Origin of the sequence: Streptococcus sanguinis (genome assembly GCF_900635155.1) — a bacterium.
GTDB lineage: Bacteria > Bacillota > Bacilli > Lactobacillales > Streptococcaceae > Streptococcus > Streptococcus sanguinis_G.
In genome coordinates this window covers 568,955-580,683 of record NZ_LR134002.1, presented here as the reverse complement: position 1 = coordinate 580,683, position 11,729 = coordinate 568,955, and the positions used below count along the sequence as shown (strand labels likewise).

The 11,729-nt window shown below is 43.3% G+C and carries 11 protein-coding genes; all 11 read right to left on the bottom strand.

Translation table 11 applies throughout. From position 1 onward, the window contains the following. Positions 1–2: 2 nt before the first annotated feature. Positions 3–1,337 carry a UDP-N-acetylmuramate--L-alanine ligase gene (murC, locus tag ELZ47_RS02910; protein ID WP_125331115.1) on the bottom strand — a complete coding sequence of 445 codons (1,335 nt, stop codon included), beginning with the start codon at positions 1,335–1,337 and terminating at the stop codon, positions 3–5. A gap of 282 nt (positions 1,338–1,619) precedes the next feature. Then, a complete protein-coding gene (locus ELZ47_RS02905; RefSeq protein ID WP_125331114.1) occupies positions 1,620–2,279 on the bottom strand; it encodes a cystathionine gamma-synthase in 660 nt (219 codons plus the stop codon). Between the two features lie 54 nt (positions 2,280–2,333). Beyond that, positions 2,334–5,435, bottom strand: coding sequence for a DEAD/DEAH box helicase (locus ELZ47_RS02900; RefSeq protein ID WP_126435227.1), 3,102 nt, complete (start codon positions 5,433–5,435; stop codon positions 2,334–2,336). Between the two features lie 127 nt (positions 5,436–5,562). Next, positions 5,563–5,730, bottom strand: a complete 168-nt coding sequence (locus tag ELZ47_RS02895) for a hypothetical protein (protein ID WP_420031189.1) — start codon at positions 5,728–5,730, stop codon at positions 5,563–5,565. 20 nt (positions 5,731–5,750) lie between these two features. Next, positions 5,751–6,089 (bottom strand): hypothetical protein, encoded by a 339-nt coding sequence (locus tag ELZ47_RS02890; protein WP_125331112.1) that lies wholly within the window; start codon positions 6,087–6,089, stop codon positions 5,751–5,753. A gap of 47 nt (positions 6,090–6,136) precedes the next feature. Continuing rightward, a complete protein-coding gene (der, locus tag ELZ47_RS02885; protein WP_125331111.1) occupies positions 6,137–7,447 on the bottom strand; it encodes a ribosome biogenesis GTPase Der in 1,311 nt (436 codons plus the stop codon). Positions 7,448–7,489: 42 nt separating this feature from the next. Continuing rightward, positions 7,490–8,206 carry an NADPH-dependent oxidoreductase gene (locus ELZ47_RS02880; RefSeq protein WP_126435226.1) on the bottom strand — a complete coding sequence of 239 codons (717 nt, stop codon included), beginning with the start codon at positions 8,204–8,206 and terminating at the stop codon, positions 7,490–7,492. Beyond that, positions 8,203–9,102: a primosomal protein DnaI gene (gene dnaI / locus ELZ47_RS02875; protein ID WP_126435225.1), complete on the bottom strand. Its 900-nt coding sequence runs from the start codon at positions 9,100–9,102 to the stop codon at positions 8,203–8,205. Before dnaI ends, ELZ47_RS02880 begins: the two co-directional genes overlap by 4 nt. Then, complete coding sequence (locus ELZ47_RS02870; RefSeq protein WP_126435224.1) at positions 9,103–10,257, bottom strand: DnaD domain protein; 1,155 nt, start codon at positions 10,255–10,257, stop codon at positions 9,103–9,105. Then, entirely contained in the window at positions 10,258–10,731 is a 474-nt protein-coding gene (gene nrdR, locus ELZ47_RS02865) for a transcriptional regulator NrdR (RefSeq protein ID WP_002894570.1), read from the bottom strand. It lies immediately after the preceding gene. Between the two features lie 171 nt (positions 10,732–10,902). After that, the gene (locus tag ELZ47_RS02860; protein ID WP_126435222.1) at positions 10,903–11,718 is read right to left on the bottom strand and encodes an endonuclease/exonuclease/phosphatase family protein; all 816 of its coding nucleotides are present in this window, start codon (positions 11,716–11,718) and stop codon (positions 10,903–10,905) included. Positions 11,719–11,729: the final 11 nt, after the last annotated feature.

Here is an 11,729-nt window from a genome sequence, read left to right as displayed (position 1 = left end):
TTCTACTGAACATTGCTGGTCAGATTGGACAGGAGACGTTCAAAGGAATATTCATAGGTCTGGATGTCACCAGCTCCCATAAAGACATAAACGGCATTATCGTGGTCAAGAAGCGGAGAAACATTATCCACATCAATAACCTTAGCCCGCTTCACAATCTTTTCAGCCAGATCTTCGACCTTAACATCGCCATTGTCCACCTCACGCGCAGATCCGTAAATCTGAGCTAGATAGACTGAGTCAGCCTGATTGAGGGCTTCCGCAAATTCGTCCAATAGAGCAATGGTCCGAGTGAAGGTATGCGGCTGAAAGATCGCGACGATTTCCTTGCTTGGATATTTCTGACGGGCTGCATCCAGAGTTGCGATAATTTCCGTTGGATGGTGAGCAAAGTCATCAATAATAACTGTTTCGTTAACAATTTTCTCTGTAAAGCGGCGCTTAACTCCGCCAAAAGTCTTGAGGTGTTCCCGAACTAGATTCAAATCAAGACCTGCAGTGTACAAGAGGCCAATTACTGCTGTCGCATTCATAATGTTGTGGCGGCCAAAGCTTGGAATTTGGAACTCACCCAGCTCTTGCCCGCGGAAAGAAACTTTAAAGCCTGAACCGCTGGTAGAGCGCAAGAGGTCGTGAGCAACAAAGTCATTGCCCTCTTCCTTGAAGCCATAGTAGTAAATCGGGGCATTGGACGTAATCCGGCGCAGCTGCTCATCCTCTCCATAAATGAAGAGTCCTTTAGTAATCTGTTTAGCATAGTCATTGAAAGCGTTAAAGACATCTTCCAAGCTCGTGAAATAATCCGGATGGTCAAAGTCGATATTGGTAATGATCGAATATTCCGGATGATAAGGCATGAAATGACGCTCGTACTCGTCTGACTCAAAGACAAAATACTTGGCATTGGCAGAACCTCGACCAGTACCATCCCCAATTAAATAGCTAGTATCCGTGATATTGGAGAGAACGTGGGAAAGAATACCAGTTGTAGAGGTCTTCCCGTGGGCACCAGCCACTCCCAAGCTAACAAAGTCACGCATGAAGCTACCTAAAAACTCATGGTAGCGTTTATAGCCAATCCCGTTTGCGTCTGCATAGGCAATTTCTACATTGTTATCTGGACGAAAGGCATTGCCGGCAATGATTTCATAGTCTGGCTGGATGTTCTTTTCATCAAAAGGCAGGATGGAAATGCCAGCTTGCTCCAGACCTCGCTGAGTGAAATAATATTTATCAACGTCACTGCCCTGAACCTTATGGCCCATCTGGTGCAGCATCAAAGCCAAAGCGCTCATACCAGAGCCCTTAATCCCGATAAAATGATAGGTTTTCGTCATGATTACTCCTTAAGATACAAGGCCATAAAAGCAAGTCCAAAGAGGAAAATCTCCGCAGACCCTAATTAGCCCGCAGGGATTTTCTTTCTTTACAAGCTTTTAGGCACCACCAAAACACCAAAGAAGCCGGACCAATCAGTAAGTCCCAGCTTCTAGCATCGATTTTCTTCAACCGATGATGGATGTTATATGCAGATAAATTTTACATTTACATAATCAACTAGCAATTTTCCTTATAAACATCAGAAAATTGCAGGCAGAAAAGACTTGAGCAAGCCAGCTTTAATCACTGTCCAAGCCTGTCAAGTTCAGCTCTTGAGCCTTAGAATGCTTCAACTGCTCCTCCTTAGCTCTATCCTGATTATAGATCTGACTGGTTTTTAAAAAATCATAATTGTTCTTCTTAGGCTTTTCTTCCGGCTCCTGCGGCTGAGGGCTATACTCAGGCTGAATATCCGCCAAAATATAGTTATCCTGCTGAAGCCTATCGCCAAACTTCGTAAATTCCCCTGATGTTTTCTTCTGAAAAGGGGCAGTTGGCTTCGGTCTTTCCGCATTAGAAGCTGTCGGAAGCTTTCTGCTGCGGACCTTAGTCGGAAGGTCGCTGGTCAGATAAGGCGCTGAACGCTTCTTTTTCAAATCAGCCCGAGCTTCCTCGCGTGCCTGCTCAGCATAACGAATGGCCGGATCTTTCTTATCAATCGGCTTTTTAAAATCCTTGAAAGCAGACTGCTTTTGCAGCGGTCTTCTGATAGCCTGACTGGCAGCGATGGGAGCATGCCTGCTGGAGTCCACAATCGGCATCCATTCCAAATAATTACGGTCAGTATAGTCTCCGGTAATGTTGCTAATGAGATCCAGTTCGTCATAAAGATTCATATGCGGCATTTCCGTCAGCATGATTTCATCATCTGACACCAGAGGAAATTGTTTATCAGTCATATCTTTTTCCTTTCAACCCTTCATTATTATAAACTATTCAGGCTATTTTTCAAGCTATTCTGCCGAAATTCCCAGAATTTCTCGAATTTCCTCCACAGAGAGACTGGATTTAGCTTCTGCTCCGTCCAGAATAGTCGAAACCAGATTGCGCTTGCTCTCCTGAAGCTCCTGTATCTTCTCCTCAATCGTACCCCGTGTAATCATCCGATAGACTTCGACATTGCGCTCCTGACCGATACGGTGGGCACGGCCGATGGCCTGGGCCTCAACCGCTGGATTCCACCAGAGGTCAACCAAGATGACTGTGTCAGCACCGGTCAGATTGAGACCGACACCTCCGGCCTTGAGGGAGATCAGAAAGGCTGAACGCTGGCCGTCATTGAATGCTGTTGTCATGTCCTGACGCTCCTTGGCCGGAGTAGAGCCTGTAATCTTAAAGGACTCCATTCCAAGCTTGTCCAGCTCGCTCTCGATAATATCCAGCATACCACGAAATTGTGAAAATATGAGGACACGACGATTACCATCTTGTATCTGTTCAAGTAATTCCCGCAAACTTTCCAGCTTACCGCTCTCGCCCTCGTAATCTTCCATAAACAGCTTCGGAGTGTCACAGATCTGGCGGAGGCGCATAAGACCTGACAGAATCTCTATCTTACTGCGATTGATTTCATCTTCTGTCGCATGGATGATTCTGTCCTGCATCTGCTTGAGCAGAGCCAGATAAATGGTCTTCTGGCTATCTGCCAATTCATTGCGATAGGCAACTTCAATCAAATCAGGCAATTCCTGCAGCACATCTTCTTTCTTGCGCCGCATGACAAATGGTTTGATATAACGGGCGACTTTCTCAGCCGGTAGTTTTAAAAATTCCTTTTTACTTGGCAAAAGTCCTGGCATGACAATTTGGAAAATAGACCAAAGTTCTCCCAGATTATTCTCAATCGGCGTCCCAGAAAGGGCATAGGTATGCTCCACTTCAAAATCCCGCAAATACTGGGCAATCTTGGTCTGGTCATTTTTCATGACCTGAGCCTCATCCAAAATCAAATACTGGAAGTGATTGTCCCGGTATTCTTCCACATCCTGCCTGAAAGAAGCATAGCTAGTAATCGTAATCTGATGCTTCTCCGCAATCAGCTCATCACGAACATTTTTCAGACCATACACCACCGCTACATCCAGATGCGGAGCAAATTTAGCAAACTCATCGCTCCAGTTGTAAATCAGGCTGGATGGCGCCAAGATTAAGACTTTCTTAGAGTCATCTATACGCGAACTCAGAAAAGAAATCGTCTGCAGGGTCTTCCCTAGTCCCATATCGTCAGCCAGAATTCCACCAAATCCATACTTATCCAACATAGATAACCACTTGACACCCGTCTCTTGGTAATCCCGAAGGTCAGCCTTGACTTGCAGCTTGGGAAGAGGAAATTCCTCAGGGTGAGTCAGGTCAAAGGCCAGTTGCTGCACATCTTTTGAAAACTGTACCCTATCCTTGCCCTTGAAAAACTCTGCCAGTTGGTAAGCTGCTAGACTGCTAGTCTGAATGAAGCCATTTTTAGTCTGCTTACTCCGCAGCTGCTGCAAAGTCCTACTCATTTCCTTGGTCTCTTCATCGAAAATCAAAACTTGCCCAGACTTACTGATAAAGAAGTCCTGCTCCTTGAAGAGCGAATCAAGCACCGCATCGACCTCTGACTGCGCAATACCGGCAAAATCAAAACTAATATCTAAAAGGCCACCATTAAGTTGAACTGAAACATCTAGTTTTGCAGAAGCTCCTAGCTCCTGCAATTGATCAGATAACCAAACCTTGCCCAATTTTCTAAATGACGGAATAACCTCAGAAAAGAAATGATAAATCTCCTCCGATTTCAGAGGTAACCGTCGACTGACAAAATTGTCAGAAAAACCATTAGATACCATCGTTTTAAAAATGTCTTGCTCATGAGTGAAATCACTAGCATATGGTAATTTTTCTAGTTCTTCTCTACTCGTTATCTTTCTATCCTCAAATTCAAAAAGGAGAGTTAAAACGATTTCCCGATTTTCCGCAATATCAAAACTAAAGTGAGGCGTAAATTCATGTATCATTAATGATTTCGGAGCTTCAACCCGACCAACTTCACTAAACATGGACAAACTACCTGCCAATTTAGCTTTCTCAGCCACATCAAACTGCAAATGCTTTTCCCCGTCTTGACCGATAGGTAAATCTCCTAATGCTTTTATCAAAGTGATTTGTTTATGATTTAATTGGTAAAAGATATTGCCAGATAAAATATATTGACCATCATATAACATTTTATAATTTTTTTCTGAAACCGTTAATTCAAAGTAATCAGCATTTTCTTCAACCTCAAACTGATAAATCCCAGCATCCTCATGAAAATCCTGAAACATAACTTCTCTGTAACTATAGAAGCCACATTCCAACTGAAATGAAGTGAGATTCATTAACAGATTGACTCCTTCTTCAAATAGACTTGCAGGAAAAAATAAGTTGCGTCCTGTATTTGGAAAAATTAAATTGGATTCTTTTCCTTGGCTATCCTTTACTAGCCCCTGTAAAAAAATGAGAAGTTCCTGACTAGCCTCATCAAATTCTTCAAAGCAAATTGATTCATAATAGCTTTTTCCAATTTGATAATATCCTTTTTTTACCACGGTCCTCAAAAAAGATAAAATATCTCGAATGACATAAGAACGTTCATCTGGCAAACGTGAAATTCTAAGAGTCCAAAGAATATGTCCAAGGTAATCATCTTCTTGACCAAAAGCAGATAATTCATATCGAACATCCTCTTTAGATTTTTCAGAAAAGATTTTATCTAGAAATAAACTTCCGAAAGATACTAATTTTTGTGTCTCCTGCTGTGAAGTTTCTTTTTTCTCCATATTTTCCAAAAAAGTCTTACCATCTATATCATTTTTTAGAAAATATTCTAAACCAGCTAAATGAGCACAGTATTTTTTCTTTTGAAAAAAAACGCAAGAACAAAAAATAGCATCATCATTTAAACTATACCGTAAATTTTGTTCATCAATCCGAGCGTATAAAAAAGAATCCTTGGCTTCTAAAATTTTAATTTTTCCAGCTTCGACTAAGTTTATTCCTTCTGTCCGAATCTTACCAGGAATTAATTTTGCCATAATTACCACCTTACATTTATCTCACCATTATACCATACTTTCGACATAAAAAAAGAAAAGCAAGCTCTTATGCTTACTTTCATTTTTACATATAAACGTATGTTTGTCAAATTGCTGTTTTACAACTCTACTTCCGCTTCCTTGCAATCAAGTGAATCGGGGTTCCTTCAAAGACAAAGGCCTTGCGGATTTGATTTTCCAAGAAACGCAGGTAAGAGAAGTGCATTAGTTCTTCTTCGTTGACAAAAATGACAAAGGTCGGAGGTTTAGTTGCTACCTGAGTCGCATAGAAAATCTTGAGACGTTTGCCCTTGTTTAAGCCGCTGCGCTTTGAGATGAATTTTTCACTAAGAAAATACCAATTATAACATACAGTGATATAACTAGAATAAGCTTAAACAAAGACCATAGCATAAGCAAAAAAACAATAGTCTTATCATAAAAACTATGATAAGTTCCACTCAAATAGTATCCTTGCACTTGTACTTCAACTCCACTGAAAAAAAGTTGCCAAAGCAGAAGAAAGAAGGCCAGTAAATAAATAGTTGAAAGTATCCAAAACACTATATTATTCCCTAGATATCTCCTTAATGCCCAAACTACAAGCAGAAATACAGACAAGAAAGTTATTATAAATAATTCAAAATATGACACTTTCTATCTCCTCATAGTAAAAGTAGAAATCCCTAATCTTCCAGCTTCTACTTCCGTTTCCTTGCAATCAAGTGGATTGGGGTTCCTTCAAAGACAAAGGCCTTGCGGATTTGATTTTCCAAGAAACGCAGGTAAGAGAAGTGCATGAGTTCTTCTTCGTTGACAAAGATGACAAAGGTCGGCGGTTTAGTCGCAACCTGAGTTGCATAGAAAATCTTGAGGCGTTTGCCCTTATCGGTCGGTGTCGGATTAATCGCGATAGCATCCATGATAACATCATTGAGCACCGCTGATGGAATACGGGTATTCTGGCTCTGACTGATCTGCTTAATCATATCCGGCAGCTTATGGAGACGCTGCTTGGTCAGGGCAGAAACAAAGATAATTGGCGCATAAGATAGGTACTGGAACTGGTCACGAATATCTGCTTCCCAGTCTTTCATAGTATGGTTGTCTTTTTCCAGCGTATCCCACTTATTGACAACAATAACAATACCTTTTCCAGCTTCATGGGCAAAGCCAGCGATTCGCTTGTCGTACTCACGAATTCCTTCTTCGGCATTAAGCACCATCAGAACGACATCTGAGCGATCAATCGCCCGCATAGCCCGCATGACAGAGTATTTCTCTGTATTTTCATAGACCTTGCCTGACTTGCGCATACCAGCCGTGTCGATCATGGTAAATTCCTGACCTTCACTGTCCGTAAAGACCGTATCAATAGCGTCACGCGTTGTACCAGCCACTGGACTAGCAATAACCCGCTCCTCACCCAAAATAGCATTGATTAAGCTAGACTTGCCGACATTAGGACGGCCAATCAAGCTAAACTTAATCATATCAGGATTTTCAGCCACTTCTTCATTTGGCAGATTTTCAACGATTGCATCAAGAACATCTCCTGTACCAATCCCATGGACTGAGGAAACCGGGAATGGATCACCCAAGCCCAGCGCATAGAAATCAAAAATTTCATTGCGCATTTCGGGATTGTCGACCTTATTGACCGCTAAAATAATCGGCTTATGAGTCTTATAGAGCATGCGAGCCACATACTCGTCCGCATCAGTAATACCTTCCTTGCCAGACACGACAAAAACGATGACATCTGCTTCTTCCATGGCGATTTCAGCCTGGTGTTTGATTTGCTCCATAAAAGGCGCGTCAACATCGTCAATTCCGCCCGTATCAATAATACTAAACTTACGGTTGAGCCAGCTTGCTGTCGCATAGATTCGGTCGCGGGTCACCCCTTCAACATCTTCCACAATGGAAATCCGCTCACCGGCAATCCGATTGAAGAGCGTTGACTTGCCGACATTGGGCCGGCCGACAATGGCAATAGTTGGTAAGGCCATGTTTTTCCTCTTTCATTCTTTAGGACAGAGCCAAATTCCGCCCTATTTTTCTAATTTCTTTTCTTTGAACAATTGGTCAATAGCCTGATTAGGCTCCTGACCAAATTGGGCAGCTAGGCGCTGACTCCAGGTTTCCTTAGCTCGCTCGCCAGCATATTCAGTCTGTACGCGGTCATAGGCTTGGATAGTTGAACGATCCTGTTCATGATATTCTTCCTCAAATACCACTGCTTCATAAGGCAGCCGCGGCTTGACTGCATGGTTCTGGTTGGGAGTCCCCAGAGCAATCCCAAAGACCGGATAAGTGTAGTCTGGCAGATTGAAAAGCTCTGCGATTTGACTGGAAGCATAACGAACCAGTCCAATGATTACCCCACCATAACCCAAACTTTCAGCTGCTAACAGGGTATTTTGCCCCGCCAAAGCGGCATCTACTGAACTAATCAGGAGATTTTCTGCTCCCTCAGGATAAAAGTCTTCCGTATGCAATTGAACGCCCTTTTGAGCTCGATTGAGGTCGCCAACAAAAAGCAGGAAGGCTGAAGACTGCCGGATGGCTTCTTGGGGGACCAAGTCAAAGAGGGCTTCTTTTTTCTCTTTGCTTCGCACCACAATGATAGAGTAAGACTGGAAATTCTTCCAGCTGGACGCAGCACGCCCAGCATCAATGATAGCACGTAATTCCTTATCCGAAATCTGCTCCTCCGTAAATCGGCGAACAGACGTATGAGATTTCATTAAGTTAATCGTTTCATTCATCGGCGGTTCTCTCCTTCTAGGCGTACCTCCTGAGCCAGAAACTTAATTCGCTCCATAACCCGCTTGGCCTGCCAAGTCTCATCGCCATTCTTAGAGCTGGCAAAATGACGCTCTAAATCCGAAAAACTAAAGTTAGAAGTAAAAAAAGTTGGCAGATTCTCCTGCATACGGTGCTGGAGAATGACCTGCAAAATCTCATCGCGCATCCAGGGACTAGACTGCTCTGCACCGATATCGTCCAAAATCAGCACTTGAGCTGTCTTGACCTGGTCAATCTTTTCCTTTACCAAGCCGGAACTAATCGCATTCTTCACATCCAAAACAAAGCTTGGGTAATGTAGCAAAGTCGTTGAAACACTGCGTTTTTCTGACAAATCATGCGCCAGAGCAGCCATCATGTAGCTTTTTCCGACTCCAAAATCCCCGTAGAGATAAACAGCCTTCTGATAATGCGGAAACTCAGCAACAAAGTTGGTCAACAGTTCAAAAGCTTTGTAGCGGCCAACATCATCCAGATCCACCTGAGCTAGACTAGCTTCTTTGAGGCTGGCTGGTAGACTGATAAGATTGAGACGGCTTCTAATGGCCTCCTGTCTCTCCTGCTCAATCAACTCAGGCGTCTCTTCATAGGCAACATCTGCATAGCCTTCATTCTTCACCAAGATTGGCTTATAACCCTTGGCAATATAGGTCTCGTCCCCCAGCAAAAAGCGGTTGCGCTCCGTAATATATTGGTTAAACTTGGAGACACTGCGCTGAATCTCAGCTTGGGTCAGATTTTCCTGCTGAATAAAGGCTGCCACATCTGGGTCCGCCATGATTTGCTTGACCAGCTCCTGATAGTCAAACTGCCGCACCTTGCTCATATGAGGCATATTCTGTCCTATTTTCTCCATTTATTCGCCTCCTCCTTCAAGTTTGGCTAAGAGCCGACGTTTCTGCTCTTCTAGCTCGGCCTGCTTCTCTGCACTCGTTTCATTTTTATAATCTGGCTGACTCCAGTCAGGCACGTTGCTCTTGGAAGAGCCTTGTCCAGATTTAGCTGGACGGTTCTGGGGCTGCTGGTTGCGCTCACGGATTTTCAAGACTGCATCCTCAGCTGTCGTCACCTTTTGATAAGAAAAATCATTGGCTACCTTGAGAGCATACTTTTCATTGAGATTGGCTGAATCCACCTTATTAAAGGTCAAGAGCAAGATTACGTTGATAACTTCGTCCAAAAGACCTAATTCAGCTAAATCCAGCAAAAGCTTTCTCTCCGTCCGCGTAATAGCAGCCTGACGGGTTTTTTTGATTTCTGCCAGGAAGACCATTGGTGATGTTCGCTTCGCTTCTTGGATGATAGACTGCTCCTGCTTAGAAAACTGGCCTTCTGCTGGCTTCTGAGCTAGCTTTTGCTTCATCCTCTTGGTAGAAATGACCTGAGAAACTGCAGTTTCTCTAGCCAAGACATAGGTCTCATACCAAGTCCACTTTTTCTGCTCAGCAATTGCAAACAATTCTAGCACATCTTCCTTTTCATTGGCAAAACGAAGATTGTCCTGAGCCATCCGTTGCTTGAAGTACTCCAAATCAAAATCATTGACCTTTCGCACTGCTCTTGGTTGCTCAGCTTCCATACCAAACACCTGCATAAAAAGTTTGACCAATTTCTCTCCACTAGGATCTTCTGGTCGCAGGGTTTCTGCAGCAGCTTCGCCGATTTTCTTTTCCAAGAGCCGGCTGTACACATTATGGCCGAAAAATTCCTCCGCCGTTAAGGTCGAGTGGAGTTGAATCAGATAATGGTCATCTGTTTGATAAAGGTCTACTAGCTTAATCGCCGCTAAACGCTCAAAACTTTCTTCTAAAATATTAAGTCCAAAATCTAAATGATTGAGAATCTGACTGAAGAGGTGCTGCTTTTGCCCATTATCCCCAAAAGACAGCAGATAAAGATAAAGTATTACCGCTTCTCTCCCCAGAATCGGCAGATAGAGCTTGATCAAGATAGCAATATCTGGGCTGACTGCATTATTGCGCAAGAAAGAAAACTGATGGTTTGGTTTCATTTATTTGTCCTTTTTCTTCTTGGACCCCTTGGTAATCTGCTTGAGCAGGCTTTCCAGCTCGCCCACATCCTTGAAACTCCGGTAAACACTGGCGAAACGAACATAGGTGATTTCATCCAGCTCGGCCAGTTCATCCATGACTAAGGATCCAATATACTCACTATTGATTTCATTGTCGCTCTGACTGCGGACCTTTTGCTCGATTCGGTTGACAATCTCCTCTATTTCGTCACTAGATACTGGCCGCTTTTGCGCCGAGCGAATAATACCGTTAAAAATCTTATCCCGAGAAAATTGCTCGCGTGTCCCGTCCTTTTTGACAACAACTAGGGTTCTCTCTTCAACGCGCTCGTATGTTGTGAAACGATGCTGACATTCCTCACACTCACGGCGGCGGCGGATTGTATTTCCATCTTCTGCCTGTCTGCTATCAACTACACTTGATTTATTCCCACCACATTTCGGACAACGCATACCATTTCCTCCTAGAATCCTAATACTTCATTATAACACGTTTTCAAGAATAACAAAAGACAGCCGTTTGGGGTGTAATATTTCACCACTTTACCTTAAATATATGTTTATCAAAAAAGAAAAAGCGAGGCAAATCTGTTGCACTCACAGTCTTGCCTCATCTTTTTATTTCTATAACGTAACTTGCACTTCTAAACCAAAGTGGTCACTGACAACAGGTGTTTCTTTCCCGTCAAAAACAACAGCAGAGCGCTCAACGTCCATCCCTTGACTAGTGAAAACATAGTCTATCTTCAGAGCATGCTTATTATCATCCCAGCCTGCGATAGTCCCTTCTACTGTCGCCTCACCGCTAGCTTCTTTTGCAGCAGTATGACTATCCTGCAGCTTCAGCGGACTAGCTAAGATGGTCTGGTAGCCTTGCTGGCCAACCGGGTTGTTGAAATCACCCATGAGGACCAGAGGACTTTCCGCTTTTAGCAGCTCTGCTTCAAGTTTAGCCCATTCCCCTTGGAAACCTTTATCCCACCAAGACAGATGGCAGGAGGCAATTGTCAGCAATTGACCTTCTACCTCAGTCTCGACTAGCAAGACCTTGCGGGTATGGTAATCCGTAGGATCATTAGCCTCTGATACCAGAACCTCTCCAGGAGCCATAGGATTTCTAGATAGAATTGCCACTCCTTCGTTGTAAATATCAAACCCAATATGATTATAGGCCCAGGACCAATGATAGTCCAGTCCTGCCTCAGCCAACTTTTCTACCAGACATAGAGCAAAGTTGTCTTGATGAATCGCAATCGCTCCCTCAACCGCCTGATAGAAAGGAGCCTGAACAACCTGTTCAGACTCCGTTAATTGATTGACTTCCTGCAGGCAAATGACATCATATTTTTCTTGAAAAATGCGCTCTACCAACTGATTAAGCTTGGTTTCTTGCTCTTCTTCCATCCAACTATGAGTATTTAATGTCAGGAATTTTGCCATGATTTCTCTTT